This is a genomic window from Pseudomonas sp. BNK-7, from assembly GCF_048072025.1.
Lineage (GTDB): Bacteria > Pseudomonadota > Gammaproteobacteria > Pseudomonadales > Pseudomonadaceae > Aquipseudomonas > Aquipseudomonas danubii.
In genome coordinates this window covers 2068085-2094550 of sequence record NZ_CP182252.1, presented here as the reverse complement: position 1 = coordinate 2094550, position 26466 = coordinate 2068085, and the positions used below count along the sequence as shown (strand labels likewise).

General features: G+C 61.1%; 29 protein-coding genes. 11 read left to right on the top strand and 18 right to left on the bottom strand.

Annotated features, from left to right (window positions below; genetic code table 11):
- Position 1: 1 nt before the first annotated feature.
- The 7 genes from murA to ACMGF8_RS09640 form a co-directional block, all read right to left on the bottom strand.
- Positions 2 to 1267, bottom strand: coding sequence for a UDP-N-acetylglucosamine 1-carboxyvinyltransferase (murA, locus tag ACMGF8_RS09670; RefSeq protein ID WP_102861160.1), 1266 nt, complete (start codon positions 1265 to 1267; stop codon positions 2 to 4).
- Positions 1268 to 1289: 22 nt separating this feature from the next.
- Positions 1290 to 1529, bottom strand: coding sequence for a BolA family protein (locus tag ACMGF8_RS09665; protein ID WP_011059280.1), 240 nt, complete (start codon positions 1527 to 1529; stop codon positions 1290 to 1292).
- A 117-nt stretch (positions 1530 to 1646) separates the two neighbouring features.
- Complete coding sequence (locus tag ACMGF8_RS09660) at positions 1647 to 1952, bottom strand: STAS domain-containing protein (RefSeq protein ID WP_102861159.1); 306 nt, start codon at positions 1950 to 1952, stop codon at positions 1647 to 1649.
- A complete protein-coding gene (locus ACMGF8_RS09655) occupies positions 1949 to 2602 on the bottom strand; it encodes an MlaC/ttg2D family ABC transporter substrate-binding protein (RefSeq protein WP_102861158.1) in 654 nt (217 codons plus the stop codon). Before ACMGF8_RS09655 ends, ACMGF8_RS09660 begins: the two co-directional genes overlap by 4 nt.
- An 11-nt stretch (positions 2603 to 2613) precedes the next feature.
- Entirely contained in the window at positions 2614 to 3081 is a 468-nt protein-coding gene (gene mlaD, locus ACMGF8_RS09650) for an outer membrane lipid asymmetry maintenance protein MlaD (protein ID WP_011059277.1), read from the bottom strand.
- Positions 3081 to 3878, bottom strand: a complete 798-nt coding sequence (gene mlaE, locus ACMGF8_RS09645; protein WP_102861157.1) for a lipid asymmetry maintenance ABC transporter permease subunit MlaE — start codon at positions 3876 to 3878, stop codon at positions 3081 to 3083. The genes mlaD and mlaE overlap by 1 nt, the downstream gene beginning before the upstream one ends.
- Positions 3878 to 4687 (bottom strand): ATP-binding cassette domain-containing protein, encoded by an 810-nt coding sequence (locus tag ACMGF8_RS09640; protein ID WP_102861156.1) that lies wholly within the window; start codon positions 4685 to 4687, stop codon positions 3878 to 3880. Before ACMGF8_RS09640 ends, mlaE begins: the two co-directional genes overlap by 1 nt.
- 264 nt (positions 4688 to 4951) lie before the next feature.
- Here ACMGF8_RS09640 and ACMGF8_RS09635 point away from each other — a divergent pair, with 264 nt between their 5' ends.
- From ACMGF8_RS09635 to ACMGF8_RS09590, 10 genes are all read left to right on the top strand, one after another.
- Positions 4952 to 5926, top strand: a complete 975-nt coding sequence (locus ACMGF8_RS09635) for a KpsF/GutQ family sugar-phosphate isomerase (protein ID WP_102861155.1) — start codon at positions 4952 to 4954, stop codon at positions 5924 to 5926.
- Positions 5926 to 6450: a KdsC family phosphatase gene (locus ACMGF8_RS09630; RefSeq protein ID WP_102861154.1), complete on the top strand. Its 525-nt coding sequence runs from the start codon at positions 5926 to 5928 to the stop codon at positions 6448 to 6450. The genes ACMGF8_RS09635 and ACMGF8_RS09630 overlap by 1 nt, the downstream gene beginning before the upstream one ends.
- A gap of 9 nt (positions 6451 to 6459) precedes the next feature.
- Positions 6460 to 7032, top strand: coding sequence for an LPS export ABC transporter periplasmic protein LptC (gene lptC / locus ACMGF8_RS09625; RefSeq protein WP_416759414.1), 573 nt, complete (start codon positions 6460 to 6462; stop codon positions 7030 to 7032).
- Positions 7019 to 7564: a lipopolysaccharide transport periplasmic protein LptA gene (gene lptA, locus ACMGF8_RS09620; protein ID WP_102861152.1), complete on the top strand. Its 546-nt coding sequence runs from the start codon at positions 7019 to 7021 to the stop codon at positions 7562 to 7564. Before lptC ends, lptA begins: the two co-directional genes overlap by 14 nt.
- A complete protein-coding gene (gene lptB, locus ACMGF8_RS09615) occupies positions 7564 to 8289 on the top strand; it encodes an LPS export ABC transporter ATP-binding protein (RefSeq protein WP_011059270.1) in 726 nt (241 codons plus the stop codon). Before lptA ends, lptB begins: the two co-directional genes overlap by 1 nt.
- Positions 8290 to 8471: 182 nt before the next feature.
- Positions 8472 to 9965, top strand: a complete 1494-nt coding sequence (locus ACMGF8_RS09610) for an RNA polymerase factor sigma-54 (RefSeq protein WP_102861151.1) — start codon at positions 8472 to 8474, stop codon at positions 9963 to 9965.
- Between the two features lie 125 nt (positions 9966 to 10090).
- Positions 10091 to 10396 (top strand): ribosome hibernation-promoting factor, HPF/YfiA family, encoded by a 306-nt coding sequence (gene hpf, locus ACMGF8_RS09605; protein WP_016966642.1) that lies wholly within the window; start codon positions 10091 to 10093, stop codon positions 10394 to 10396.
- A gap of 12 nt (positions 10397 to 10408) precedes the next feature.
- Entirely contained in the window at positions 10409 to 10873 is a 465-nt protein-coding gene (gene ptsN, locus ACMGF8_RS09600; RefSeq protein ID WP_416759410.1) for a PTS IIA-like nitrogen regulatory protein PtsN, read from the top strand.
- A 2-nt stretch (positions 10874 to 10875) separates the two neighbouring features.
- On the top strand, positions 10876 to 11733 hold the full coding sequence (rapZ, locus tag ACMGF8_RS09595) for an RNase adapter RapZ (RefSeq protein WP_016966640.1): 858 nt from the start codon (positions 10876 to 10878) through the stop codon (positions 11731 to 11733).
- Between the two features lie 16 nt (positions 11734 to 11749).
- Positions 11750 to 12022: an HPr family phosphocarrier protein gene (locus tag ACMGF8_RS09590; protein WP_041115979.1), complete on the top strand. Its 273-nt coding sequence runs from the start codon at positions 11750 to 11752 to the stop codon at positions 12020 to 12022.
- A 29-nt stretch (positions 12023 to 12051) separates the two neighbouring features.
- Here ACMGF8_RS09590 and ACMGF8_RS09585 read toward each other — a convergent pair whose 3' ends face one another.
- From ACMGF8_RS09585 to pmbA, 6 genes are all read right to left on the bottom strand, one after another.
- Positions 12052 to 12945, bottom strand: coding sequence for a ZIP family metal transporter (locus ACMGF8_RS09585; protein ID WP_207167067.1), 894 nt, complete (start codon positions 12943 to 12945; stop codon positions 12052 to 12054).
- Positions 12946 to 12978: 33 nt separating this feature from the next.
- Positions 12979 to 13590, bottom strand: a complete 612-nt coding sequence (locus ACMGF8_RS09580) for a superoxide dismutase (RefSeq protein ID WP_102861149.1) — start codon at positions 13588 to 13590, stop codon at positions 12979 to 12981.
- A 1-nt stretch (position 13591) separates the two neighbouring features.
- Positions 13592 to 14041, bottom strand: coding sequence for a hypothetical protein (locus ACMGF8_RS09575; protein WP_102861148.1), 450 nt, complete (start codon positions 14039 to 14041; stop codon positions 13592 to 13594).
- Positions 14042 to 14068: 27 nt separating this feature from the next.
- Positions 14069 to 15445 (bottom strand): class II fumarate hydratase, encoded by a 1377-nt coding sequence (locus ACMGF8_RS09570; RefSeq protein ID WP_207167066.1) that lies wholly within the window; start codon positions 15443 to 15445, stop codon positions 14069 to 14071.
- Entirely contained in the window at positions 15438 to 15833 is a 396-nt protein-coding gene (locus ACMGF8_RS09565) for a FagA protein (protein ID WP_102861146.1), read from the bottom strand. The genes ACMGF8_RS09570 and ACMGF8_RS09565 overlap by 8 nt, the downstream gene beginning before the upstream one ends.
- Before the next feature lie 237 nt (positions 15834 to 16070).
- Positions 16071 to 17417, bottom strand: a complete 1347-nt coding sequence (gene pmbA / locus ACMGF8_RS09560) for a metalloprotease PmbA (RefSeq protein ID WP_416759406.1) — start codon at positions 17415 to 17417, stop codon at positions 16071 to 16073.
- A 108-nt stretch (positions 17418 to 17525) separates the two neighbouring features.
- On the opposite strand from pmbA, the gene yjgA reads away from it, so the two are divergent.
- A complete protein-coding gene (gene yjgA, locus ACMGF8_RS09555; protein ID WP_102861144.1) occupies positions 17526 to 18047 on the top strand; it encodes a ribosome biogenesis factor YjgA in 522 nt (173 codons plus the stop codon).
- Positions 18048 to 18095: 48 nt separating this feature from the next.
- Here yjgA and tldD read toward each other — a convergent pair whose 3' ends face one another.
- The 5 genes from tldD to ACMGF8_RS09530 form a co-directional block, all read right to left on the bottom strand.
- Positions 18096 to 19538, bottom strand: coding sequence for a metalloprotease TldD (tldD, locus tag ACMGF8_RS09550; protein WP_102861143.1), 1443 nt, complete (start codon positions 19536 to 19538; stop codon positions 18096 to 18098).
- 26 nt (positions 19539 to 19564) lie between these two features.
- A complete protein-coding gene (locus ACMGF8_RS09545) occupies positions 19565 to 20404 on the bottom strand; it encodes a carbon-nitrogen hydrolase family protein (protein ID WP_102861142.1) in 840 nt (279 codons plus the stop codon).
- A gap of 58 nt (positions 20405 to 20462) precedes the next feature.
- Positions 20463 to 24266, bottom strand: coding sequence for a YhdP family protein (locus ACMGF8_RS09540; RefSeq protein ID WP_207167065.1), 3804 nt, complete (start codon positions 24264 to 24266; stop codon positions 20463 to 20465).
- 75 nt (positions 24267 to 24341) lie between these two features.
- Positions 24342 to 25799, bottom strand: coding sequence for a ribonuclease G (rng, locus tag ACMGF8_RS09535; protein ID WP_102861140.1), 1458 nt, complete (start codon positions 25797 to 25799; stop codon positions 24342 to 24344).
- Positions 25800 to 25855: 56 nt separating this feature from the next.
- Complete coding sequence (locus tag ACMGF8_RS09530) at positions 25856 to 26461, bottom strand: Maf family protein (RefSeq protein WP_102861139.1); 606 nt, start codon at positions 26459 to 26461, stop codon at positions 25856 to 25858.
- Between the last annotated feature and the right edge of the window lie 5 nt (positions 26462 to 26466).

Genomic DNA, 26466 nt, shown 5'->3' with positions numbered 1-26466 from the left:
ACTAGCCCGGTACGCGGCGGATCTTGGCGCCGAGCATCTGCAGCTTCTCTTCGATGCACTCGTAACCACGGTCGATGTGGTAGATGCGGTCGATCAGGGTGTCGCCTTCGGCCATCAGGGCCGAGATCACCAGGCTGGCCGAGGCCCGCAGGTCGGTGGCCATGACTGGCGCGCCCTTGAGGATCTCGGTGCCGGTAACGATTGCGGTGTTGCCTTCAACCTGGATCTTGGCGCCCATGCGGTGCAGCTCGTACACGTGCATGAAGCGGTTTTCGAAGATGGTCTCGATGACCGCGCCCGTGCCTTCGGCAATCGCGTTCAGGGAAATGAACTGCGCTTGCATGTCAGTCGGGAACGCCGGGTACGGAGCAGTACGCACGTTGACCGCCTTGGGGCGCTTGCCATGCATGTTCAGCTCGATCCAGTCGCTGCCGGTGGTGACTTCGGCGCCCGCTTCCTTGAGCTTTTCCAGAACGGCTTCAAGGATGGTCGGATCGGTGTCCTTGACCTTGACCCGGCCGCCGGTGACGGCTGCGGCCACCAGGTAGGTACCGGTTTCGATACGGTCAGGCATCACTTTGTAGATCGCCGAATGCAGACGCTCGACGCCATCGATGGTGATGGTGTCGGTGCCAGCGCCGGAAATCTTCGCCCCCATGGCGATCAGGAAGTTCGCCAGGTCGACGACTTCAGGTTCGCGGGCGGCGTTCTGCAGCACGCTGCGACCCTTGGCCAGGGCAGCGGCCATCATGATGTTCTCGGTACCGGTCACACTCACGGTATCGAAGAAGAAGTTGGCACCGCGCAGGCCGCCTTCAGGCGCCTTGGCCTTGATGTAGCCGCCCTCGACATCGATCACCGCGCCCATGGCTTCCAGGCCGCGAATGTGCAGGTCCACTGGACGCGAACCGATGGCGCAACCGCCAGGCAGGGCCACTTCGGCTTCGCCGAAACGGGCAACCATCGGCCCCAGGACCAGGATCGAGGCGCGCATGGTTTTCACCAGCTCGTACGGCGCCACCAGGGTCTTGATGGTGCGCGGATCGATTTCGACGCTCAGTTTCTCGTCGATCACCGGCTCGATGCCCATGCGACCGAACAGTTCGATCATGGTGGTGATGTCGTGCAGGTGCGGGAGGTTGGCCACGGTGACCGGGCCATCGCACAGCAGGGTTGCTGCCAGAATCGGCAGCGCGGAGTTCTTGGCCCCGGAAATGCGGATCTCGCCATCAAGGCGAACGCCGCCGGTAATAATCAATTTATCCATAACAGTCTCGACGCCCTTGGGCTCAGGTGCGCTCGGCCCAGGCCGCGCGGCTGAAAAATTTCATAGTGATCGCGTGGATGCTGCCATCGGCAATCCATGGATTCAAATGGGCATAGATGCTCTGCTGACGCTTCACCGGGCTCAAGGCCGACAGTTCGTCGCTAATCACGTTCAGCTGAAAGTTGCAGCCTTCGCCCTCAACTTCTACCTGAGCTCCGGGCAGCTTTCCCTCAAGAAAGCTCTTCACTTCGTTGGCCTGCATGCTCAACCTCAATCGGCGCCCTGTGCGCGCGGGTCGGACATCATACAAAAAAGCCCCGCGCCTGCGAACCCCGCATAGCAGGACTCTGACGGGGGGCTTCTATATAGATGTGGGTTACTACGGATGGAGAAGGATCTCGGTGACCCCGGATACTTCGGCAATTTCTCGCATGTCTTCGGGCAAGGCACGAACACTCACTGCCTTGCCCAGGTCCTGGGCATCACGCATGAAGGCCAGCAGCAGGGCCAGGCCGACACTGCTGGACTTTTCCACCGCCGAACAATCCAGCACCAACGCCGCAGCGCTGCTCGACTTGATCAATGCCTGGCCCTGCTTGCGCAGACCCGGGCCGCTGCGGTAATCCAGCACACCGCTGATCAGCAACTCCCCGGCGTCCCCGAGGCGTACGGCGGACTCGCTCATTGCGCAACCTTATCTGCGGCGTCTTCGGTCACTTCCTTGGCCTTGGCCACTTCGCCGGCCCAGCCGTCGATGGTCTTGTCCAAGTTGTTGCCGTTACGCTGCATGGCATCGGCGAACTGATCACGGAACAGCTTGCCGATATTGATGCCGTTGATAATCACGTTACGCACTTTCCACTCGTCGTTGATCTTCTCCAGGGTGTAGGACACCGGGTAGATCGCGCCGTTGTTGCCCTTGACCTGCATATCCACGCTGGTACGGGTACCGCTTTCATCCTTGGCCGGAGAAACAGTGATGCCCTGGTTGTTGTACTCCAGCAAGGCATTGCCATAGAACTGCATGAGGCTGCGCTTGAAGTTTTCCTGGAAGCGCGCCATCTGCTCCGGAGTGGCCTTGCGCGAATACTTCACGGTCATGATGCTGCGGGAGATGCCATCGGCGTCCACCACCGGACCGACAATACCGTTCAAGGCGTTGTAGAAGTCGTTCGGGCTTTGCTTGTACTTCTCTTTATTGGCCGCCAGATCCGCCAGCAGACGGGTGGTCGTGTCCTGCACCAGATCATGCGCGGAAGGCGTGCTTGCCGCATTGGCCAGCAACGGCAGGGCCGCCAGCAGGACCAACAAGCCACGTCGCAAGATAGAGATCATCGAAAAACTCCTCATTTGGCGTCTTTGCTAACGGTATTGAGCAGGAATTTACCGATCAGGTCCTCCAGCACCAGCGACGACTGGGTGTCGTGGATGGTTCCACCATCCTTGAGCAAGGCTTCTTCCCCGCCCACGCTGATACCGATGTACTTCTCACCCAACAGGCCAGCCGTCAGGATAGATGCAGTGGAGTCGGTCGGCAGATTATCCACACGCTTTTCCAGTTGCATCGTCACCCGGCCGGTGAAGCTGTCACGGTCCAGATCGATCGCTGTAACCTTGCCGATGGTCACACCGGCCATGGTCACCTTAGCTCTGACCGTCAAACCGGCGATATTGTCGAAGTAGGCGTAAAGTTTATAGGTATCGGTGCTCGCAGTCGGAGACAAGCCACTGACCCGCAGGGCAAGCAACAGCAAAGCCAGGATGCCGGCCAGCAGAAAAAGGCCGACACCGATTTCCAGGGTGCGGTTTTGCATCAGAAATCTCCAAACATCAAGGCGGTCAGAATAAAGTCCAAGCCGAGTACGGCCAACGAGGCATACACCACGGTCTTGGTAGTGGCACGGCTGATCCCCTCTGAAGTGGGCTCACAGTCGTAGCCTTGGAATACGGCGATCCAGGTCACTACAAACGCAAAAACAATACTTTTGATCACACCGTTGAGCACGTCACCGGTGAAGGTCACGCTGTTCTGCATGTTCGCCCAGTAGGAACCGTCATAGACGCCCAGCCAGTCGACAGCCACCCAGGAACCGCCCCAGATTCCCACCACGCTGAAAATCATCGCCAGCAACGGCAGGGAAATGAAGCCGGCCCACAGGCGCGGCGCAATGATGTACTTGAGTGGATCGACCCCGATCATCTCCAGGCTGGAGAGTTGCTCGGTGGACTTCATGTTGCCGATTTCCGCGGTCAGCGCCGACCCGGCACGACCGGCGAACAGCAACGCAGTCACCACCGGCCCCAACTCCCGCAGCAAGGTCAGGGCAACCATTTGCCCGACGGCCTGCTCCGAACCGTAGCTGGACAGAATGTTGAAGCCCTGCAGCGCCAACACCATGCCGATGAAGATCCCGGACACGACGATGATCACCAGGGACATCACGCCCACCGAATGCAGTTGCTTGACCAGCAGGCCAAAACTGCCGCCAATGCCGCCGCGCCCCAGCAACGCATGAAACAGGAACAGCGTGGAGCGCCCCAGTACCGCCAGGACATCGATGCCCGAGCGACCGAAGAGGCGAACCCTCTCGATTAGCGATATTTTGCGCATCAGCGCTTCCCCAGAAGATCTGCGCGGTAGTCCGTCGCTGGAAAGTGAAACGGCACTGGGCCGTCGGGATCGCCCTTCATGAATTGACGGATACGCGGATTGTCGGAGTCCATCAGTTCGTCAGGAGTTCCCTGCCCCAATACCTGGCCATCGCCGACCACATAGAGGTAATCGGCAATGCTCGCGGTTTCCGCAAGATCGTGGGACACAACGATACTGGTAATGCCCAGGGCATCGTTGAGCAGGCGAATCAAGCGCACCAGGACGCCCATGGCAATCGGGTCCTGGCCCACGAAAGGCTCGTCGTACATGAGAATCTGAGGGTCCAGGGCGATGGCCCGGGCCAGGGCGACCCGACGCTTCATGCCGCCGGACAGCTCGTCAGGCATCAGGTCGACGGCACCGCGCAGGCCCACCGCCTGTAGCTTGAGCAGCACGATGTCACGAATCATTTCGTCCGGCAGCTCGGTATGTACCCGCAGCGGAAAGGCCACGTTCTCGAACACGTCCAGGTCGGTGAACAGCGCACCGCTCTGGAACAGAACGCCCATTTGCTTGCGTGCATCGAACAGATCGCTGCGCGAGAGGGTCGGCAGATTCTGGCCGTTGACCCACACTTCGCCGCTGCTGGGCCGCAATTGCATGCCCATCAAGCGCAACAGGGTGGTTTTTCCGCAGCCTGAAGGCCCCATGATGCCGGTGACCTTGCCCCGCGGAATACGGATATCCACGTTATTGAAAATGCTGCGCGTACCGCGCTTGAAGGACAGTCCCTTCAGCTCGACCGCGTAGGCGTTATCGGCACTCATCTAAACTCCTTGCGATGCAGCCTATCACTCGGACGCTTGGCTCCCTGCCGGGAGTACGTGCCCCTGGGCAGGCCGAACTGGCGGCGAACTATATCACTGCTGATACGGAGCCCCCAAGGCCGAAGCCGTGAACGTTCAGGTCCAAGACAGGCAAAATCGGAGGAATCCTAATACCGGCCAGATAAAGGCTGACGAACTTGCGTGAGGGATTTGTTCATTACCGCTATAATCGCCGCCTTTTCATCGGGCTATACGATTTCAGACATGAGCCAATCCAGCGACCTGATTCAATCAGCACAACGCACCATCCGCCTCGAACTTCAGGCCGTAGAAGGCTTGCTGCCCCATATCGATGCAGATTTCGTACGCGCTTGCGAGATGATTCTGGCCAGTAAAGGCCGCGTGGTAGTGGTCGGCATGGGCAAGTCCGGGCACGTCGGCAACAAGATCGCCGCCACCCTGGCCAGCACCGGCACCACGGCTTTCTTTGTCCACCCGGCTGAAGCCAGTCATGGCGACATGGGCATGATCACTCGCGACGACGTGATCCTGGCCCTCTCCAACTCCGGCTCCACCAACGAAATCGTCACCCTGCTGCCCTTGATCAAGCGCCTGGGCATCCAGTTGATCAGCCTGACCGGCAACCCTGACTCGCCGCTGGCCAAGGCCGCCGACGTCAACCTCAATGTGCATGTCGAACACGAGGCCTGCCCGCTGAACCTGGCGCCGACCTCCTCGACCACTGCCGCCCTGGTCATGGGCGATGCCCTGGCCGTGGCCCTGCTGGAAGCTCGCGGGTTCACCGCCGAAGACTTCGCTTTCTCCCATCCCGGAGGCGCCCTGGGCCGCCGTCTGCTGCTCAAGGTGGAGAATGTGATGCATGAAGGCACCGAGTTGCCGCAGGTGCAAAGGGGCACCCTGCTCAAGGACGCGCTCATGGAGATGACCCGCAAGGGCCTGGGCATGACCGTGATCCTGGAGGCCGATGGCCGCCTGGCCGGGATCTTCACCGACGGCGACTTGCGCCGCACCCTGGATCGCGCCATCGATATTCATCACGCCACCATCGACTCGGTCATGACTCCTCACGGCAAGACGGCACGCGCCGATATGCTGGCAGCCGAAGCCCTGAAGATCATGGAAGACCATAAAATCAGCGCCCTGGTGGTGGTGGACAAGGAAGACCGGCCGATCGGTGCCTTGAACATGCACGATCTGCTGCGCGCGGGAGTGATGTAATGAGTGCCGACCTGCTGCAACGCGGTAAAAACATCAAGCTGGCGGTTTTCGACGTCGACGGCGTACTGACCGACGGTCGCCTGTACTTCCTTGAGGACGGCAGCGAGTTCAAGACGTTCAATACCCTCGACGGCCAAGGCATCAAGATGCTCATGGCCGCCGGGGTGCAAACGGCGATCATCAGCGGGCGCAAGACCCCCGTGGTGGAGCGCCGGGCCAAGAACCTGGGGATTCCCCACCTGTACCAGGGTCGTGAAGACAAGCTGGTGGTGCTGGACGAACTTCTTGCCCAACTAGGCCTAAGCTATGAACAGGTCGCCTATCTGGGCGACGACCTGCCCGACCTGCCGGTGATCCGCCGTGTCGGCCTGGGCATGGCGGTGGCCAACGCAGCCGGCTTTGTCCGCGAACACGCCCATGGCATTACTGTAGCCCGCGGTGGCGAAGGCGCTGCCCGCGAGTTCTGCGAGCTGATCCTGCAAGCCCAGGACCGCCTTGAAGCAGCCAACGCCGCTTATTTATAGAGCCCTCCCATGCTGAGTAAAAAGATTCGCAACATCCTGATATTCGGGATCATCGCCCTGCTGTTCGCGGCGGTCGGTTACTGGAACATCAGCCCTGAGCGCTTCCTAGACAAGCCGGTAGTGCAGGTCGACGACAACGCCATCGACTATTACGTGATCAACGCCCGCAGCGTGCAGTACCTGCCTGACGGCAAGCTGCAGTACGAAATGACCTCGGACAAAGTGGAGCACGTCAAGGCCAGCGAAGTGACGCTGCTGACCAAGCCGAACCTGCAGATGTACCGCGGCACCACTTTCCCCTGGCACGTCCAGAGCGAGCGCGGCGAAGTCAATCCGGACGGCACCGAGGTCGAGCTGATCGATTCGGTACGGGTTTCCCGCACTGATGAGCGCAACCGCAACCTGCTGATCACCACCAGCCGCATGACAGTATTCCCGCAGAAGCAATATGCGCAGACCGAGCAAGCCGTTAGAATCGACGGCGCCGGCGGCGTGACTACGGCCAAGGGAATGAAAGCGTATTTGAAAGACGGCAGGATGAACCTGCTATCGAACGTAAGAGGACAGTATGAGGCTCGTTAAAACCCTCCCTATTTTGCTCAGTCTGGGCGCAGCACTGGGAAGCGTGAGCGCCTGGGCTCTGCCGAACGATAGCCAACAGCCAATCCGCATCCAGGCCGACGACGCCCAGTTGGACGACAAGAACGGCGTAGCCACCTACAAGGGCGATGTGATCATCACCCAGGGTTCGATGAAGATCACTGGCAACACCGTGACCATCACCCGAGCCCAGAGCGGCGAAATCGACGTAGTGACGTCGGTGGGCAACCTCGCCTACTTCGAGCAACTGCAGAAGCAGACCGACCCGAAACCGGTTCAGGCCTACGCTGTGACCATCCAGTACCACGCTCAGCAGAATCGCATCGTGCTGATCGACAAAGCCAAGGTCATCAACGACGGCAACACCACCGAAGGCGAGAAGATCGTCTACGACACCGTCAAGCAAGTGGCTAACGCCGGTCGCGCCAATGGCAGCTCGGTCACCGCGCCACGTCCGCGGATCGACATGGTCATCCAGCCGAAAAAGAAAACCGACGAGCAAAAGGCCCAGTAATGGCAACTCTGAAAGCTCAGCACCTGGCCAAGAGCTACAAGAGCCGTCAGGTCGTGCGTGACGTCAGCCTGTCCATCGACAGCGGCCAGATCGTCGGCCTGCTCGGCCCCAACGGCGCCGGCAAGACCACCTGTTTCTACATGATCGTCGGCCTGGTCCAGGCCGATCAGGGTCGCGTCCTGATCGACGACCTGGATGTCAGCCACCAACCGATGCACGGTCGCGCCCGCGCCGGCATCGGCTACCTGCCACAGGAAGCCTCGATCTTCCGCAAGCTGTCGGTGGCCGACAACATCATGGCCATCCTCGAGACCCGCAAGGAACTCGACAAGGCCGGCCGTCGCCAGGAACTGGAAAGCCTGCTGCAGGAGTTCCACATCAACCATATCCGCGACAACCTCGGCATGAGCCTGTCCGGTGGTGAGCGCCGTCGCGTGGAAATCGCCCGCGCCCTGGCCACCGCGCCCAAGTTCATCCTGCTGGACGAACCCTTCGCCGGCGTGGACCCGATCTCGGTCGGCGATATCAAGCAGATCATCCATCACCTGAAGGCCAAGGGCATCGGGGTGCTGATCACCGACCACAATGTCCGCGAAACCCTGGACATCTGTGAAACCGCCTATATCGTCAATGACGGGCAACTGATTGCCGAAGGCGACTCCGAGACCATCCTGGCCAACGAATTGGTCAAGGAAGTCTACCTGGGCCATGAGTTCCGCCTGTAAAGGCTGAGGTGTCGGGCTAGATGCCAGAGCGCCAGGAACAATAAATCCCTACTGATTTTATTGTTACAGCGCTCTAGGCAAACACTTCAGTTTCAGGCATATAATTTGCTTATGTTTGGCGCTCCGGCGCCCTGTAGTGGATGGCGCATGTGCGCCGGCAAATAAGGTGTTAAGCCCCTGCCATGAAACCATCGCTAGTCCTGAGAATGGGCCAGCAGCTGACGATGACACCGCAGCTGCAACAGGCCATCCGCCTGCTCCAATTGTCGACCCTGGACCTGCAACAGGAAATCCAGGAGGCCCTGGAGTCCAACCCGATGCTCGAACGCCAGGAAGATGGCGAAGACTTCGACAACAGCGACCCCTTGGCCGACAACACCGAGTCCAAACCCAACACCGAGATTCAGGAACCCTCCTACCAGGAAACCGCCCCCACGGTGGACAACCTCGAGGAAGGCGAATGGAACGAACGCATCCCCAACGAGCTACCGGTGGACACCGCGTGGGAAGACGTCTACCAGACCAGCGCCAGCAGCCTGCCCAGCAGCGATGACGATGAATGGGACTTCACCACTCGCACATCGGCCGGCGAGAGCCTGCAAAGCCACCTGCTCTGGCAACTGAACCTGGCGCCAATGTCGGATACCGATCGCCTGATTGCCGTGACCCTGATCGATTGCATCAACAATCAGGGTTACCTGGACGAAACCCTTGAAGAGATTCTCGAGGCCTTCGATCCGGAGCTGGACATCGAGCTGGACGAGATCGAAGCCGTCCTGCACCGCATCCAGCAATTCGAGCCGGCCGGCATCGGCGCCCGCAACCTGGGTGAATGCCTGCTGCTGCAACTGCGCCAACTGCCAGCGAAAACTCCCTGGCTGAGCGAAGCCCAGCGCCTGGTCAGTGACTACATCGACCTCCTGGGCAGTCGCGACTACAGCCAGCTGATGCGCCGCATGAAGCTCAAGGAAGACGAACTGCGTCAAGTCATCGAGCTGGTGCAGAGCCTCAATCCGCGCCCGGGCTCACAGATCGAATCCAGCGAAGCCGAGTACGTAGTACCGGACGTCATCGTGCGCAAGGACAACGAGCGCTGGCTGGTGGAGCTGAATCAGGAATCGGTGCCACGCCTGCGGGTCAACGCACAGTACGCCGGCTTTGTTCGCCGCGCCGACACCAGTGCCGACAACACTTTCATGCGCAATCAGTTGCAGGAAGCTCGCTGGTTCATCAAGAGCCTGCAGAGTCGCAACGAAACCCTGATGAAAGTCGCCACTCAGATCGTTGAGCACCAACGAGGCTTCCTGGAGTACGGCGACGAAGCCATGAAACCTCTGGTTCTGCATGACATCGCTGAAGCTGTGGGCATGCACGAATCGACCATTTCCCGTGTAACCACGCAAAAATTCATGCATACCCCCCGGGGCATATATGAACTGAAATACTTTTTCTCCAGCCACGTCAGCACCTCCGAAGGCGGCGAATGCTCGTCCACGGCGATCCGCGCGATCATCAAAAAACTGGTGGCTGCGGAAAATCAGAAAAAGCCGTTGAGTGACAGCAAGATCGCTGGTTTACTGGAGGCACAAGGCATTCAGGTAGCCCGTCGTACCGTCGCCAAGTACCGCGAATCCCTTGGGATCGCGCCTTCCAGCGAACGGAAGCGGTTGATGTAGCCGCAGGGCTGGCCACAGCGTTTCAGAGTGTGTTTGAAACAGGCCGAAAGTCGGTTTCAAACGCGGTCTAGGTGGCAGGCAACCCAGCCTGTCGCGTTATGCACTGGCAACGAAGGAGAAGCTGTATGCAAGTCAACATCAGTGGACACCAACTCGAAGTGACTGAACCTCTGCGCGCTTACATCGGCGAGAAACTCGACCGGCTGGAGCGGCACTTCGACAAGATTACCAATGTGCAGGTCACCATGGCTGTCGAGAAGCTGAAACAGAAAATCGAAGCCACCCTGCACATCCACGGTGGGGAGGTCGTCGCCAATGCAGAACATGACGATATGTATGCCGCAATCGACCTGCTCACGGACAAGCTTGACCGCCAACTGAAAAAGCATAAGGAAAAGCAACTCCACCTTCTCCAAGGCACGGGTCGCTAACACTCCCCTCCCATGATCCGACTTGAAAGCATCCTGACCCCCGGCCGTTCCCTGGTGAACGTGCCGGGCGGCAGTAAAAAACGCGCCCTCGAACAAATTGCCAACCTGATCAGCCGCGAAGTGCCTGATCTGGAGATGCAGGATGTCTTCGAGAGCCTGATCGCCCGTGAAAAACTCGGTTCCACCGGTTTTGGCAACGGCATCGCCATTCCCCACTGCCGCCTCAAAGGCTGTGAGTCGCCTATCAGTGCATTGATGCACCTGGACGCTCCGATCGATTTCGACGCCATCGACGGTGCCCCCGTGGATCTGCTGTTCGTCCTCCTGGTTCCGGAAGCCGCTACCGACGCACACCTGGAACTGCTCCGGCAGATCGCCAGCATGCTCGATCGCAAGGAAGTCCGTGACCGGCTGCGCAGTGCCACCAGCAATGAAGGCTTGTATCAGGTTGTCCTGGACGAGCAAAACGGTCAGTAACCATGCGCTTGATCATTGTCAGCGGCCGCTCCGGCTCAGGTAAAAGCACCGCCCTCGATGTTCTTGAGGACCACGGCTACTACTGCATCGACAACCTTCCCGCCGGCTTGCTGCCCGAGCTGGCCGAGCGCGCGTTGATTCACACGGAACTGGCACAACCTCTGGTAGCGGTTTCCATCGACGCCCGAAACCTGCCCAGCCATCTGTCGCGCTTCCCCGAGTTGCTGGAAGAAGTGCGCAGCCGGCATATCCAGTGCGACGTGCTCTATCTGGACGCCGATGAGGAAACCCTGCTCAAGCGTTTCTCGGAAACCCGGCGGCGCCACCCGCTGAGCAGTGCCAATCGCTCGCTGGCTGAAGCCATCCACGATGAGACTCAACTGCTGGGGCCGATCGTCGATCTGGCCGACCTCAAGGTCAACACCACCAATCTGAACCTCTACCAATTGCGGGACACCATCAAGCTGCGCCTGCTGAACCAACCCGAACCCGGGACCGCGTTCCTGGTGGAGTCTTTCGGTTTCAAGCGCGGCATGCCGGTGGACGCCGACCTGGTGTTCGACGTGCGCTGCCTGCCCAATCCGTACTGGAAGCCCGAACTGCGCGCCCAATCCGGTCTGGACGCTCCCGTGGCCGAATACCTGGCCGCACAGCCCGATGTCGAAGAAATGTTCCAGGACATCGAAAGCTATCTGCTCAAGTGGCTGCCACGCTTCGCTGCCAGCAACCGCGCCTACGTGACCATTGCCATTGGCTGCACCGGCGGACATCACCGCTCCGTGTACCTGACCGAGCGCCTGGGCAAAGTATTGCAAAAAACCCTGAAGAACGTCCAGGTTCGCCACCGCGACCTTAGCTGAAAGGATCTACCCCGCGATGCCAGCTCTGGAAATCGAGATCATCAACAAACTGGGTTTGCACGCCCGCGCCTCAGCCAAATTCGTCGGTGTAGCGGGACAGTTCCCCTGCCAGATCCGCGCCGGCAGGAGCCCGGAGTCAATGGTGGACGGCAAAAGCATCATGGCCATGATGATGCTCGCCGCAGGCAAGGGCACCAAGATCCATCTGAAGACCGAAGGCGAGCAAGAACAGGAAGCGCTGAATGCGCTGGTGGCATTGATCAACAACTACTTCGACGAGGGCGAGTAAGCCCCTGCGGGCCACTCGCCAAACGGCCCTCAGGCAAGCGCCGTATCCATCACCATCATCAGGCAAAAGCCGATGCACAATCCGAGGCTGGCGAGCTTTTCGTGACCATTGCGGCGGGACTCGGGAATCACTTCGTGAGTCACCACCAGCAACATGGCTCCCGCCGCCAAGGCCAACCCCAGCGGCAGCAGCACCTGCGCCAGACTGACCAACCAGGCACAGAGCAAGGCAAAGACCGGCTCTACCAAGCCTGAAGCGGCGCCAATCAGAAATGCCCTGACCCGCGACATCCCCGCCCCCGCCAGCACCAGAGCGATCACCAGCCCCTCCGGTACATCCTGCAGGGCAATCCCCATGGCCAAGCTGTCCGCGTCCGCCATGCCGCCCCCTGCCGACACCCCCACCGCCATGCCTTCCGGAATGTTGTGGGCAATGATGGCGAAGACAAACAGCCAGATGCGTGGCGCAATCACCGGACGCTCCGCCGTACCTACCAGCACTTCAGGGCTGGCTCCCGACACCTTGCGATCCACCAGGAACAAGCCAAAAGCCCCCAGCATGATGCCGGCGCAAACCAGGCCACTGGAGCCCCAGGCAGACAAGCCCAAGTCTTGAGCAGCGGCAATACCGGGAACGATCAGCGAAAACGCCGTCGCCGCCAGCATCACCCCAGCGCCAAAACCCAGCAACGTATCGCTCACGGCCATCGGCATTCTGCGGATCACCAGCACCGGGACCGCCCCCAGCGCCGTGCCCAACGCGCAGATCGAGCCACCCTGCAAGGCGCGCAACAACCTTGGCTCCAGATCCAGCCAGCTCAGCCCTTGAGCCACCAGCAACGCGGTCCCCGCCAACAGCAACAGCGAACCGAAGGCATAACGAAACATCCGTCCGCTGCTGATCGCCAGTGTTTCAGTGCCCATAGTCGGCCTTAGGTCTTGTTATGAATGGAGGTATCAGGCCATCGCGGCCTGATAGCGTTGAGCGACTTCCGGCCAATTGATCACGTTGTAGAACGCATTGATGTATTCCGGCCGACGGTTCTGATAACGCAGGTAGTAGGCGTGCTCCCACACGTCCAGACCGAGAATCGGCGTGTTGCCATTCATCAGCGGGCTGTCCTGGTTACCGCTGCTTTCCACCAGCAGCTTTTTCTCCGGAGTCACGCTGAGCCAGGCCCAGCCACTGCCGAAACGGGTCAGCGCAGCCTTGGTGAACGCCTCCTTGAAGCGCTCGAAACCACCCAGTTGCTGCTCGATTGCCTGAGCCAGGGCCCCCTCGGGCTTACCGCCGCCGGCCGGGGTCATCACCGCCCAGAACAGCGAATGGTTGGCGTGGCCACCCCCTTGGTTGATCACCGCGGCCCGAAGTTTTTCCGGCAGTTGCTGGACGCTGGCCACCAGTTTTTCGACTTCCCAGCCCGCCCATTCAGTGCCTTCTACAGCGGCATTGAGATTGTTGATGTAGGTCTGGTGGTGCTTGCTGTAGTGAATCTCCATGGTCTGCGCATCGATGTGCGGCTCCAGGGCGTCGTAGGCATAAGGCAGTGCAGGCAAGGTAAAGGACATATCAATGGGCTCCGTAAGAGGGGCTGTCGGCTAGCGGGCTGTCGGCTGACAGGCCCGCGACGTTGCTGTCCAGCAAACGATGAGTACGGGGGTATTCACCGTGATCACCGATGAAATTCAGCAGTTCGACGTAGGTCTTGCTGCTCTGGCGCAAAGCCGCTTCGCGCAAGGCCGGGCTGAGGCGGCTGTCCTGCATGGTCTGCAGCAGGCGCTGGTGGATCGCGCAGAGGTACTCTGCGCTCTCCTCCGGCTGGTTCAGGCGCAAATGCAGGTCCGCCAGGTTGTGATGGGAAATCACACAGGCTGCCACCGCCTCGTCGGCATCCCCCCAGCGCTCGAACAACACCTGCGCCAAGGCCAGTGCCTGCAGGTAGAACTCGCGAGCATCCACCAGTTCGCCCTGCATAAAGAGGCGATTGGCCCTTTCGATCGTGCGTTTCCAGTGCTCCATGGTGAGCCTCCAAAGCGGTGTTGGGAGTTACACGCCGCCTGCGGTGAGTTTTTCCGGGTCCAGCAGGACCTCAAGCTGGCTGCGTGGCAGATCAGTGAGTTCAAGTGCCACGTCGATCACCGGGCGACCTTGCCTGTAGGCAGTCTTGGCAATTTCAGCGGCCTTCTGATACCCAATGATCGGGTTCAGAGCAGTCACCAGGATCGGGTTGCGTGACAGTGCTTCCTTGAGCTTGGGCTCGTTGACCTTGAAGCTGGCAATGGCCTTGTCCGCCAACAGGCGACTGGAGTTGGCCAGCAGTTCAATGCTACCGAGCAGGTTCTGGGCAATGATCGGCAGCATCACGTTGAGCTCGAAGTTGCCCGATTGCCCGGCCACGGTGATGGTGCTGTCGTTGCCAATGACTTGGGCCGCGACCATCGCCACGGCTTCCGGAATCACCGGATTGACCTTGCCCGGCATGATCGACGAGCCCGGCTGCAGCCCCTCCAGCTCGATCTCGCCAAGCCCCGCCAGTGGACCGGAGTTCATCCAGCGCAGGTCGTTGGCGATCTTCATCAACGACACCGCAGTGGCCTTGAGCTGGCCGGACACTGTGACCGCCGTGTCCTGTGAGCCGATCAGGGCGAACAGGTTCTTGCCCGGGGTGAACTGCACCTGGGTCAGCTTGCTCAACTGCCGGCTGAAGCGCGCAGCGAACTCGGGGTGAGCGTTGATTCCGGTACCCACGGCGGTACCGCCCTGAGCCAGGGCCTGCAGGCTCGGCAGCAGGTCCTGCAAGTGAGCGATATTGGCCTTGAGCTGCTGCGCCCAACCGTCCAGCACCTGGCTCATTCGCACCGGCATGGCATCCATCAGGTGGGTACGACCGGTCTTGATGAAGGGATGTACCTGCACCGCCTTGCGCTCGATGACCTCCACCAGATGCACCAGTGCCGGCAGCAGTTGCTCATGCAGGGTCAGGGCTGCGCTGACGTGAATGGTGGTGGGAATGATGTCGTTGCTGCTCTGACCACAGTTGACGTGGTCATTGGGATTGACCGGCTCGCCCAACAGGCGGCTGGCCAAGGTCGCCAGCACTTCGTTGGCGTTCATGTTGGAACTGGTACCGGAGCCGGTCTGGAAGATATCCACCGGGAAGTGCTGCATGAAGTCACCCTCCAGCAAGCCCTGGGCGGCATCGACAATGGCCTTGCCCTGGGACGCGCTGAGCTGCCCAAGCTCGACGTTGGCCTCGGCCGCTGCAGCCTTGGCCAGAATCAGGGCACGAATGAAGGCTGCCGGCATGCGTTGCCCGCTGATGGGAAAGTTATCCACCGCGCGCTGAGTCTGCGCGCCATACAAGGCCTGCTCCGGGACCTGCAGTTCGCCCATGCTGTCTCGTTCGATACGGGTATTACTCATCGGGAAATCCTTGCACCAGTTCAATCAGAGGAATGGAAGGCAACAGCGAGCAGGTCGCCAGTTGCCAGGCATGGCTTTGCCAGCGCTTGAGCCGGCACTTGCACAAAGACAACCGCTCCATGTCACGCAATGGCCGCCAGGCCTGATCCAGGCACAGGCTGCGCCAGTGCCAGGGCAACGCAGTATCGGTAGCGGTATCGATCAACAAACGGAAGGAGGTTTCAGCGACGGTCCAGGCCGACATCGCGGTGCAGCACGCCAGGTAGCGGCCCTCGGCGAGGTAATGCTCGATCAGACGCGGTTCGTCCGGTTCCAGTGCGCAACGGATCTGGCGACTCATCCAGCGCCAGCTTTCGAGGTAGGGCTGCTCGTGCAAGGCAGAACTCATGACCTGGGCTCATTGAATAATGATTTTCATTATTAAATGATATTGAGAATCAAATCAATCTGACTTGTACGAATTTTGCCCAACTCTTGTAGGAGCCGACTTGGCGGCGAATGAGCCCCTGAGCCTGGTATCGAGCGTCAGGACGCCTTCGCTGGCAAGCCAGCTCCTAGAAAGCGCCAGGCACAAAAAAACGCGCCACCCGGGGAGGTGGCGCGTTGGGGTGACCCAGGAGGGCGGTCAGCTACCAGCGACAGTCATGCGTTCGATCAGCACCGAGCCGGTGCGGATGTTGCTGCGCAGTTCCAGGTCGTTACCCACGGCAATGATCTGCTTGAACATGTCCCGCAAATTCCCGGCAATGGTGACTTCCTGTACCGCGAACTGGATCTCGCCATTCTCGACCCAGAAACCCGCCGCACCACGGGAGTAATCCCCGGTGACCATGTTCAGGCCATGCCCCATCAGCTCGGTCACCAACAGGCCACGCCCCATACGCCGCAGCAAAGCCGCCTGGTCTTCATCGCCATGGGTGACGAACAGGTTGTGCACGCCACCGGCGTTGGCGGTGCTCGGCATGCCCAGCTTGCGACCCGAGTAGGTACCCAGCACATAGGACACAAGTTCACCGTCCTTGACGAAAGGCTTGGCGTAAGTGGCCAGGCCGTCACCATCGAACGCCGAACTGCCCATGGCGCGCATCAGGTGCGGACGCTCATCGATGGTCAGCCACTGGGGAAACAGCTGTTGGCCCAAGGCGCCTTCAAGGAAGGATGACTTGCGATACAGATTGCCGCCGGAAATCGCGCCGAGAAAACTGCCGAACAGGCCGCCGGCCAGTTCCGCGGAAAACAGCACCGGCACTTCGCAGGTCGGCACCGGGCGGGCGCCAAGTCGACTGGCTGCGCGTTGGGCAGCACGCTGACCAATGCTCGCAGGGTCGGCCAGCAACTGGCCCTGGCGATTGACGTCATACCAGTAGTCGCGCTGCATCTGGCCGTCAGCCTCGGCAATCATCACGCAGCTCAGACTGTGGCGAGTGGAGGCATAACCACCGATAAAACCGTGACTGTTGCCATACACCCGGCAGCCCTGATGGGTGCTCAGGGTGGTGCCGTCGGCATTCTTGATCCGGCTGTCGGCGGCAAAGGCCGCAGCTTCACAGGCCAGGGCCTGTTCGATGGCCTGCTCTGGGGTGATGTCCCAGGCATGGAACAGGTCGAAGTCCTGCAGGTCCTTGGCCATCAAGGATGCATCGGCCAGCCCCGAGGCTTCGTCTTCGGAGGTGTGCTTGGCGATTGCCAGGGCCGCGGCCACGGTTTCACGAATGGCCTCGAGGCCGCTGGCAGAGGTGCTGGCCGAACCCTTGCGCTGGCCCACATAGAGGGTGATGCCAAAGCCCTGGTCGCGGTTGAACTCCACGGTTTCCACTTCCCGCTGGCGCACCGAAGTCGACAGGCCCTGCTCCAGAGACACCGCTACTTCGCAGGCACTGGCCCCCTGGCGCTTGGCCTCGGCAACGATCTGCTCGACTTGCTCCTGCAGGGCCGGCAAAGCCTGTGGGCCGACGCTTTGTGCTGCACTCATGCTGTTCTCCACTCAAATTCTGCTTTCGATTAAGGCCGGCGAGCGACCGGGCCGGACAAGCGGCCCTCGACTGGTTATCATGGCGGCGTTTCTTTGCGGACTGCCACCATGGTTGATTCTTACGACGACTCCCTCGATGGGGAGAAAAGCAAATCCCAGGTCAAACGCGAGCTGCATGCTCTGGTTGATCTCGGCGAGCGCCTTACCACTCTCAAGCCTGACTTGCTGAACAAACTGCCGTTGACCGACGCCTTGCGCCGGGCCCTGGCGGATGCGCCCAAGCACGTCGCCCATATCGCCCGAAAGCGCCACCTGCAATTCATCGGCAAGCTGATGCGTGACCAGGACACCGACGCGATTCTGCAACTGCTCGACCAACTCGACGCCTCCACCCGGCAGTACAACGAACGTTTCCATAACCTGGAACGTTGGCGTGACCGCCTGATCGGCGGCGGCGATGACGTTCTGGAAAAGTTCGTCAGTGAATATCCGGACGCCGATCGCCAGCAACTGCGCTCCCTGATTCGTCAGGCCCAGCACGAGGTGGCCCATAACAAGGCGCCGGCCTCCAGCCGTAAAATCTTCAAGTACATCCGCGAGCTGGACGAGACCCAACGCGGTCTGCGTTGAGTCCTCCACGGGTGAGCTGCCCAGCAGTTCACCCGGCGCCCTCTTCTCTTATGCCCCTGTGCCACCCACGGTGATCGCATCGATCTTCAAGGTTGGCTGACCGACGCCTACCGGCACTGATTGCCCGTCCTTGCCACAAGTGCCGACGCCGCTGTCCAGGGACAAATCGTTGCCCACCATCGACACTCGGCTCATCGCTTCAGGACCGTTGCCAATCAGGGTCGCGCCCTTGACCGGTGCGGTGATCTTGCCGTCTTCGATCAGATACGCCTCGCTGGTGGAAAACACGAACTTGCCGCTGGTGATGTCCACCTGGCCGCCGCCAAGGTTGGCGCAATAGATGCCTTTCTTCACCGAGGCGATGATTTCCGCCGGATCGCTTTCGCCAGCCAGCATGTAGGTGTTGGTCATGCGCGGCATCGGCAAGTGCGCGTAGGACTCACGACGCCCGTTGCCAGTGCGGGCCACGCCCATCAGGCGGGCATTGAGTTTGTCCTGCATATAGCCCTTGAGCACACCGTTCTCGATCAGGGTGGTGCATTCGGTCGGGGTGCCTTCGTCGTCCACACTCAGGGAGCCGCGACGCCCAGCCAGGGTGCCATCGTCGACGATGGTGCAAAGCTTGGAAGCCACCCTCTCGCCCATGCGGCCGCTGTAGGCCGAGCTGCCCTTGCGGTTGAAGTCGCCTTCCAGGCCGTGGCCCACGGCTTCGTGCAGCAGCACACCGGACCAGCCGGAGCCGAGTACCACCGGCAAGGTGCCCGCCGGTGCCGGAATGGCTTCGAGATTGACCAGGGCCTGACGCAGCGCTTCACGGGCATAGCCCATGGCCCGATCTTCAGTGAGGAAATAGCGGTAATCGGTACGCCCGCCGCCACCATGGCCACCGCGCTCGCGGCGGCCATTCTGCTCGACGATGACGCTGACGTTGAAGCGCACCAACGGCCGCACATCCGCCGCCAGGCCGCCGTCCGTCGAGGCCACCAGAATCCGCTCCCAGACCCCGGCCATGCTCACGCTGACCTGCTGGATACGCGGGTCCAGAGCACGAGTCGCCGCGTCCACTCGCTTGAGCAGTTCGACTTTCTCGGCCCGGCTGATGACTTCCAGAGGATTGTCCGGCGCATACAGTTGCGCCACGTCCTGGCTGGTGAAGGCCTGCACCGTACCGTTCTGTCCGGCCCGAGAGATCGAACGCGCAGCACGGGCCGCCAGTCCCAGGGCTTCCAGGGTGATGGCGTTGCTGTAGGCAAAGCCGGTCTTCTCCCCGGACTGCGCACGCACACCCACCCCTTGGTCGAGGTTGAAACTGCCTTCCTTGACGATCCCGTCTTCCAGGGACCAGGACTCGGAAATCTGCCCCTGGAAATACAGGTCGGCGGCATCGATGCCCGGGCCGGCCAGATCCCCCAGCACGCCCTGCAAGCTTTCGATGGTCACGCCGCCAGGGGCTAGAAGATGTTCACTGACTGAGGACAACAACCCGCTCATATGCTTTGGCCTTAAATTCGTCGTACTTATGCAAGCCGTTGAACGCCTTGCGAGAAAATGCGCCGGTGACTGACCACCGGCATCCGCGCCCGAATGGACGCCTGTTCACTGCTGTCGCGCTCGGCCAACAGCACGCCCTCACCTTGATCCTGCTCCGCCAGCACGCGTCCCCATGGGTCGACGATGGCCGCATGGCCGTAGGTTTCCCGTGGGCCGGGATGCACGCCACCCTGGGCCGCCGCCAGCAGGTAGCACTGGGTTTCAATGGCCCGGGCCCGGATCAGCACCTCCCAATGGGCGGCGCCGGTCACCGCGGTAAAAGCCGAAGGCGCGGTAATCAGTTCAGCGCCGGCGGCGCGCAATTCGCTGTACAGCTCGGGAAAGCGCAGGTCATAACAAACCGTCAGCCCCAACCGACCCACCGGCGTATCCGCCACTACCACGCGGTCTCCATGAGCATAGTCATCGGATTCGCGATAGCGTCCGCGATTGTCCGCCACGTCGACATCGAACAGATGCAGCTTGTCGTAGCGCGCCACAATCTGTCCCTGATCGTCCACCAACAATGAACAGGCGTTGGCCTTGGCCTCGGGCTGATCCTCGGGGGGCAGCGGCAAGGTGCCGGCCACTATCCATAACCTGAGGTCGCGGGCGGTCTGTTTCAACCATGGCAGGATCGGACCTTCGCCCAGGGCTTCAGCGCGACCGATGGCCGCCATGTCGCGGCGGCCCATGGCGGCGAAGTTTTCCGGCAGCACGGCCAGCTTGGCGCCAGCAACGGCGGCTTGCTCAAGCAGGCTCCGAGCCTGGTTCAGATTGGCCAGCACATCGCTCTGGCTGACCATTTGAATCACCGCAAGAGACATGGCGAACTCCTTGTAGGGTAGGCCGCCATGCTACTCCATAGGCACGAATCGATGATTCTCAAAACGGCTTGTCGAAGGTGATTTGGGGATCTTTCCACGGGCCTTTGACGTTGTATTTGACGCTGGCAAAGCGCGCCACGCGGTCTCCGATCAGCTTGTCGATCAGGAACAACGCCCCGCCCACCGCAGGCGCCCCGACGATCAGCGCGGCAATCGGCAGGTTGTTGGTGACCGGCAGGGTCACCAGCAGCTTGGCGTCCACCTGATCGGCCACCATATCCAGGGTGCCATTGAGCTCCAGATTGCTCGACGGCCCCGTGAGGGTGATCGGCTCGCGAGTGACATACACGCCATTGCTCGCCGCCAGCACACCCTTGACCCGGTCATAGCTCAAGCCCTTGCCGAACAGGTCGGAGAAGTCCAGGCGCAGGCGCCGGCCGATGGAGTTGAAGTTGAGCAGGCCGAATACCCGCAGGGCCTGGGCCCCGCCTTCGACTTCAACGAACTGCCCCTTGCGCAGGGTGGCGTCCAGGCTGCCGGAGAAGCGCTTCAAGCCCACCCAGGCCGGTGAGCCCGGCCAGCGGCCATCGACATCCAGGTGAAAGTCTTCACTGGTTACGGTCGGTGCGAAGCCCCAGCCCTTGAGCACATCCGCCAGGTTCTTGCCACCAATACGGCCACGGTACCAACTGCTGCTGGCACCGGCCTGACCTTCCCAGCCCCCCTCGCCTTGCAACTGCATGCCCTTGAGGCCCAGGTCCAGGCCATTGAAGACCATGCCCTTGGCCGTCGGCCGAACCTTGAGCGCCCAGCGACCGATCAGGTCCTGGCCCTGGAACAGTTGGGCAATGGAAATATCCAGGGGCGGAACGTTCTTCGGGTCCACTGAAGCCAAAGGATCAGGTGCATTTTCATCGGTCTGGGCCGTCGGGTCGGCGGCCGGCAGGCGTACGTACGCCATGTCGATGACCATTGGCGCCACCTTGGCATCGGGAATCCCGACTTTGCCCTTGGCCTGTTGACTGTCGATCTGCAGCTCCCAGGCAGAGGGCTTGCGGCTCAGCAGCAGGTTGACCTGATCCAGCGAGGTGCCGAAGGCGCTGAGCTTGCCGACCTTGAAGTCCGCACTGCTGAGCAACTGCTTGGCGCTGCCCCCCGGGTCCTTTCCGGCATAGCGATCCACCAGGGCCTTCCACGGTTCCACATCCAGCTCGGAGAGAATCCCCCGTACCCGCAGCCCTTTGCCAGGAGGCAGCAAGGCCGCACCATCGCCGAGGAACAGTTCGCCCCGACCCTCGGCGAGCTTGCCGCTGGGCGCCGCGAAAGTGAAGTCGGCCAACTCGCCGTATTTGAACCAGTAGCGCCGCTCGGCCCCTTGCAGGGTCATGCGAAACACACTGTTACGCCCAGTGCTGGCAGCCATGCCAAACGGCGCCGGCAGGTCCACCGCCACGCCCTTGAGGCTGGAGTTGACCATCAATTGACTGTCGGCACCGTCAAGGTTCAGTTGCAACTGAAAGGGCACTTCGCCGGACACCGGCAACGGCTGGCTGACTTTCAACCAGTCGGTGAGTTTCTTCACCGTAACCTGGCCCTTGGCAACCACCCGGGTATTGGGCTTGCCTGGCTTGCCATCGGCAAAGATCTGCGCCGTGACCGGCCGATCGAAAGCCTGGGCGCTGATGCCTGTACCGCTCAGGCCCCTGGCACTGTCAAAGCGGAAGTCGCCCTTGAGCTGGGTCAGTTCCAACTCGGGTTCACTGAGTTTGAGGCGCGCCTTGTCAGTCTTGAAGTCCACCAGGATCTTCGGTTCCTCGCCCTTGACCAGGGGAATGTCCAGGTTCAGCTTGCCTTGCAGGTCACCCTCGCCCTGCCAGCCGGCAAAGGTCGATGCGGTGCCGATCGGTGCTTCCTGCAGAATCTTCACCCCGTCACCCAGGCCGCCGGCAAAACTGCCGTCGATGAACATGTGGCTGCTCTGACCGGCAACGGAATGGGGAATGTTGACGAAAACATCCCGCACTTTGGTATCCAACAGCTGCCCCTTGCTGGCGACGATGCGTACGCCGCTGTCTTCGACGAACACGTCGCCGCTGATCTTGCTCAGGTGCGGCCAGCCCGGCTGGAACGCCAGTTCGGCGTCATGCACCTTGAAGAACAGGCTGATGCTGCGAGCCGCCTCGATAGCGTCATGGTTCAGCGAACCCTGGTACTGGAAGAAACCCTCATCCACCGCGCCCTTGAGGATCGCCGTACGCAGCCATTCATCCAGCGCCGGACTGAGCACCTGGGGCAGGTACTTGGCGGTGTAGCGCCCATCGCCGTCCACCAGGCCGACCCGCAGGTCCATGTAGTCTTCCTGGCTGTGGTCGAAGTGCAGCCGGATCAGGAAATCGCCGGCAATCTTGCCCTCTTCCCCCAGCACCTTGAGGTAGGGCGCGATCAGGGTGAAACCTTGTTTGTCGAGTTTCCAGGTCAGGGTGGCGTTGGCCTGGATGTACTGCCAGGGCTTGGCGAAGATCGGGTACAGGTGCAGGGAGAAATCCTTGCTGTCCATGCGCAGCTCGCCCTTACCCAGGTCGCCGCTGATGCTGCCACTGACGTTTCGCGCCGCCGGAGCGCCGTGATAGGCGTCGAAGCCGACCCGATCAAGGTTGGCGGCAAAGCTCAGTCGCTGGTCGCCGGTGTTCTGGGGGCGATAGTCGAGCAGCACATTGCGCAGCCCGCCGCTAACCTTCAAGCGCTCGATGGTGGTGGCCAGGCCTTGCGGCAAAGGTGCCAGGGCATTGAGGATCGGCGTGAGCGGCGTCAGGTCCAGGCGGTCGGCTTGCAGATGCCAGAGTTCTTCACGGTTATCGCCGGCCTGGGTTTGCTGCAGTTGCAGGCGCGATTCCCAGCGGGTTTCGCCCAGGCTCAGCGCCAGGGAATCGAGTTGTACCTGCAGGCCCTGATCGCTGCGCTGGAAGAAGGCATTCAACGCCAGATTCTTCAGGGTGACTGGCGTGCGCTCGGCATAGGCGCCGGTGAGCTGTGGCGCATTCAAGCGCAGCGCCGCGCTCTGCACTGTGCCCTTGGCCCAGGTCAGCCACAGCTCGCCACCGGCCTTGAGTTCGGAGAGTTTCCATTGCTGAGTGACACGGGCTGGCAGCCAGCGCGACCAGTCACTTTGCGGCAGGCTCAGGTACAGCTCGGCCCGGGCGTCGCGCCATGCATCCGCCTGGATGCGTGTGCGCAGGTTGACGGCCAAGGGCTGCCCGTCCGGCAGGGTCAGGCGCAGGTCCAGGCGCTGGCGGCTGGGACCGGTGCGCAGATTGAGTCCGACATAGGTCAGGGCCAGCGGCGAATGATCCTGCGGCAGCAAAGTGACTTGGCTGTCCAACAGGGAGAGTTCCGCGACTTGCTGCAAGCGAGTCAGCAGTTGTCCCGGATCCATGGGTTGGTCCTGCTGCATTGGCAGGCCTTGCAATTGCCATTGGCCGTCCGCGCCTTCCTTGAGGCTCAGACTCAGACCGCTGAGCTCCAGGCGCCCTATGCGCAGGTCACGGGCCAACAGGCTGCCGAGCATGTCCGGGGCCACGCTGACCTGGTCCAGGCGCAGGGCGTTGGCCCCCTCGCCCACCATCACATCGTGTGCCAGGAGAATCGGCGACAGTCCGCTCCAACGCCCTTCCAGGCTACCGATATGCACCGGCAGCCCCACGGCCTGCTGCACCTTGGCTTCGACCTCGGCCTGGTACTCAGCCACCAGCGGAGTCAGTTCCCGACCCAGGCTGACGTACAAGGCCGTCACCACCAACAGCAACGCGCAGGCACCCAGCCCCCAGCGAATCAGCGTGGTGAACAAGCGGATCAGCCGCTCCATCTCAGTTGGCTCCCATGGCAAAAGTCATGCAAAAAGCTGAAGCCAGCCGTTTCCAGTGGTGTAAAACACGGGAAATCAGAGCAGCACCACGTCGTATTGTTCCTGGGAGTACATGGTTTCGACCTGGAACCTGATGGTACGGCCGATAAAACCTTCCAACTCCGCCACATTGCCCGACTCTTCGTCCAGCAGACGATCCACCACTTTCTGATTGGCCAGCACTCGATACCCTTCTGCCTGATAAGCCCGGGCCTCACGGAGGATTTCACGGAATATTTCGTAACAGATGGTTTCCGGGGTCTTCAGCTTGCCCCGTCCCTGACAACTGCTGCAGGGCTCGCAGAGCACCTGCTCCAGGCTCTCGCGCGTGCGTTTGCGGGTCATCTGCACCAGGCCCAGTTCGGTGATGCCGATGATGTTGGTCTTGGCGTGATCGCGCTCCAGTTGCTTCTCCAGGGTCCGCAGTACCTGACGCTGATGCTCCTCGTCTTCCATGTCGATGAAGTCGATGATGATGATCCCGCCCAGGTTGCGCAGGCGCAGCTGCCGGGCAATGGCGGTAGCGGCTTCGAGGTTGGTCTTGAAGATGGTTTCCTCAAGATTGCGATGACCGACGAAGGCCCCGGTGTTGACGTCGATGGTGGTCATGGCTTCCGCCGGGTCCACCACCAGATAACCACCGGACTTGAGTGGCACCTTGCGCTCCAGGGCCTTCTGGATTTCATCCTCGACGCCGTACAGGTCGAAGATCGGCCGCTCACCGGGGTAGTGCTCCAGGCGATCGGCGATTTCCGGCATCAGCTCGGCAACGAACTGAGTGGTCTTCTGGAAGGTTTCCCGGGAGTCGATGCGGATCTTCTCGATTTTCGGGCTCACCAGATCCCGCAGGGTACGCAGCGCCAGGCCCAGGTCTTCGTAGATCACATTGGGCGCGCCAATGGTCTTGATCTGAACGCCGATCTGATCCCAGAGCCGACGCAGGTAGCGAATGTCCATCAGGATCTCATCGGCACCGGCGCCCTCGGCGGCAGTACGCAGGATGAACCCGCCCGCCTCCTTGATGCCTTCCTGGGCCACGCAGTCGCTGACCACCTGCTTCAAGCGCTCACGCTCGGCTTCATCCTCGATCTTCAGCGAGATGCCGACATGGGCGGTACGGGGCATGTACACCAGATAACGTGAAGGAATCGACAACTGGGTGGTCAGTCGGGCGCCCTTGGTGCCGATGGGGTCTTTGGTGACTTGCACCACCAGGCTCTGCCCTTCATGCACCAGGGCACTGATGCTCTCCACCGCCGTACCTTCACGGGTGGAAATTTCCGCAGCATGAATAAACGCTGCGCGGTCCAGGCCGATATCGACGAAGGCGGCCTGCATGCCAGGCAATACCCGCACCACCTTGCCTTTATAGATGTTGCCAACGATACCGCGGCGCTGGGTCCGTTCGACGTGAACCTCTTGCAGCACTCCGTTTTCGACCACCGCCACCCGTGATTCCATCGGCGTGATGTTGATCAGAATCTCTTCACTCATGGCAGTGTCTCGTTCAGGCGTGTTCATAGAAGGCCGCAGCAGTCGGGTACGGCGCTTTAGCGCACTGGAAGGTTTTGCCAACAGGGTATGCCGAAATGGCCAAGCAGTTCTGCGGTTTCGCACACCGGCAAGCCAACCACAGCGGAGTAACTGCCATTGAGCCCTGACACAAACACCGCCGCAAGCCCCTGGATTGCATAACCGCCGGCCTTGTCCCGAGGCTCGCCGCTGGCCCAGTAGATGCTCGCTTCCTCAGGGGAGATGGCGCGAAACCGCACCAGGCTGCGCACCACTCTCGACTCGCAGCGCTCCCCGTCGAGCAGGGCAATGGCGGTCAACACTTCGTGCTCGCGCCCGGCCAGCGCCATGAGCATCGCCAGGGCGTCGGCCTGGTCCAGCGGTTTGCCGAGGATCCGCCCATCCAGCACCACGGCCGTATCGGCTCCCAGCACACAGGCCGGGGCCCGGGATTCGCTGCTGGTGATCAGGGCGCGCCCGGCCGCCGCCTTGCCACGGGCAAGACGCTCGACATAAGCCGCAGGGGATTCATCAGCCAGCGGAGTTTCATCGATGTCCGCGCTGATGGCGGTGAAGGGCACACCGATCTGGGTGAGCAGCTCACGCCGACGGGGCGAACCGGAAGCGAGGTAAAGCGGATTCATCAAGA

Bases quoted from the DNA above. Each gene is read 5' to 3' on its own strand.
- murA (WP_102861160.1), bottom strand. From the start codon at position 1,267: ATGGATAAATTGATTATTACCGGCGGCGTTCGCCTTGATGGCGAGATC.
- ACMGF8_RS09665 (WP_011059280.1), bottom strand. From the start codon at position 1,529: ATGCAGGCCAACGAAGTGAAGAGCTTTCTTGAGGGAAAGCTGCCCGGA.
- ACMGF8_RS09660 (WP_102861159.1), bottom strand. From the start codon at position 1,952: ATGAGCGAGTCCGCCGTACGCCTCGGGGACGCCGGGGAGTTGCTGATC.
- ACMGF8_RS09655 (WP_102861158.1), bottom strand. From the start codon at position 2,602: ATGATCTCTATCTTGCGACGTGGCTTGTTGGTCCTGCTGGCGGCCCTG.
- mlaD (WP_011059277.1), bottom strand. From the start codon at position 3,081: ATGCAAAACCGCACCCTGGAAATCGGTGTCGGCCTTTTTCTGCTGGCC.
- mlaE (WP_102861157.1), bottom strand. From the start codon at position 3,878: ATGCGCAAAATATCGCTAATCGAGAGGGTTCGCCTCTTCGGTCGCTCG.
- ACMGF8_RS09640 (WP_102861156.1), bottom strand. From the start codon at position 4,687: ATGAGTGCCGATAACGCCTACGCGGTCGAGCTGAAGGGACTGTCCTTC.
- ACMGF8_RS09635 (WP_102861155.1), top strand. From the start codon at position 4,952: ATGAGCCAATCCAGCGACCTGATTCAATCAGCACAACGCACCATCCGC.
- ACMGF8_RS09630 (WP_102861154.1), top strand. From the start codon at position 5,926: ATGAGTGCCGACCTGCTGCAACGCGGTAAAAACATCAAGCTGGCGGTT.
- lptC (WP_416759414.1), top strand. From the start codon at position 6,460: ATGCTGAGTAAAAAGATTCGCAACATCCTGATATTCGGGATCATCGCC.
- lptA (WP_102861152.1), top strand. From the start codon at position 7,019: ATGAGGCTCGTTAAAACCCTCCCTATTTTGCTCAGTCTGGGCGCAGCA.
- lptB (WP_011059270.1), top strand. From the start codon at position 7,564: ATGGCAACTCTGAAAGCTCAGCACCTGGCCAAGAGCTACAAGAGCCGT.
- ACMGF8_RS09610 (WP_102861151.1), top strand. From the start codon at position 8,472: ATGAAACCATCGCTAGTCCTGAGAATGGGCCAGCAGCTGACGATGACA.
- hpf (WP_016966642.1), top strand. From the start codon at position 10,091: ATGCAAGTCAACATCAGTGGACACCAACTCGAAGTGACTGAACCTCTG.
- ptsN (WP_416759410.1), top strand. From the start codon at position 10,409: ATGATCCGACTTGAAAGCATCCTGACCCCCGGCCGTTCCCTGGTGAAC.
- rapZ (WP_016966640.1), top strand. From the start codon at position 10,876: ATGCGCTTGATCATTGTCAGCGGCCGCTCCGGCTCAGGTAAAAGCACC.
- ACMGF8_RS09590 (WP_041115979.1), top strand. From the start codon at position 11,750: ATGCCAGCTCTGGAAATCGAGATCATCAACAAACTGGGTTTGCACGCC.
- ACMGF8_RS09585 (WP_207167067.1), bottom strand. From the start codon at position 12,945: ATGGGCACTGAAACACTGGCGATCAGCAGCGGACGGATGTTTCGTTAT.
- ACMGF8_RS09580 (WP_102861149.1), bottom strand. From the start codon at position 13,590: ATGTCCTTTACCTTGCCTGCACTGCCTTATGCCTACGACGCCCTGGAG.
- ACMGF8_RS09575 (WP_102861148.1), bottom strand. From the start codon at position 14,041: ATGGAGCACTGGAAACGCACGATCGAAAGGGCCAATCGCCTCTTTATG.
- ACMGF8_RS09570 (WP_207167066.1), bottom strand. From the start codon at position 15,445: ATGAGTAATACCCGTATCGAACGAGACAGCATGGGCGAACTGCAGGTC.
- ACMGF8_RS09565 (WP_102861146.1), bottom strand. From the start codon at position 15,833: ATGAGTTCTGCCTTGCACGAGCAGCCCTACCTCGAAAGCTGGCGCTGG.
- pmbA (WP_416759406.1), bottom strand. From the start codon at position 17,417: ATGAGTGCAGCACAAAGCGTCGGCCCACAGGCTTTGCCGGCCCTGCAG.
- yjgA (WP_102861144.1), top strand. From the start codon at position 17,526: ATGGTTGATTCTTACGACGACTCCCTCGATGGGGAGAAAAGCAAATCC.
- tldD (WP_102861143.1), bottom strand. From the start codon at position 19,538: ATGAGCGGGTTGTTGTCCTCAGTCAGTGAACATCTTCTAGCCCCTGGC.
- ACMGF8_RS09545 (WP_102861142.1), bottom strand. From the start codon at position 20,404: ATGTCTCTTGCGGTGATTCAAATGGTCAGCCAGAGCGATGTGCTGGCC.
- ACMGF8_RS09540 (WP_207167065.1), bottom strand. From the start codon at position 24,266: ATGGAGCGGCTGATCCGCTTGTTCACCACGCTGATTCGCTGGGGGCTG.
- rng (WP_102861140.1), bottom strand. From the start codon at position 25,799: ATGAGTGAAGAGATTCTGATCAACATCACGCCGATGGAATCACGGGTG.
- ACMGF8_RS09530 (WP_102861139.1), bottom strand. From the start codon at position 26,461: ATGAATCCGCTTTACCTCGCTTCCGGTTCGCCCCGTCGGCGTGAGCTG.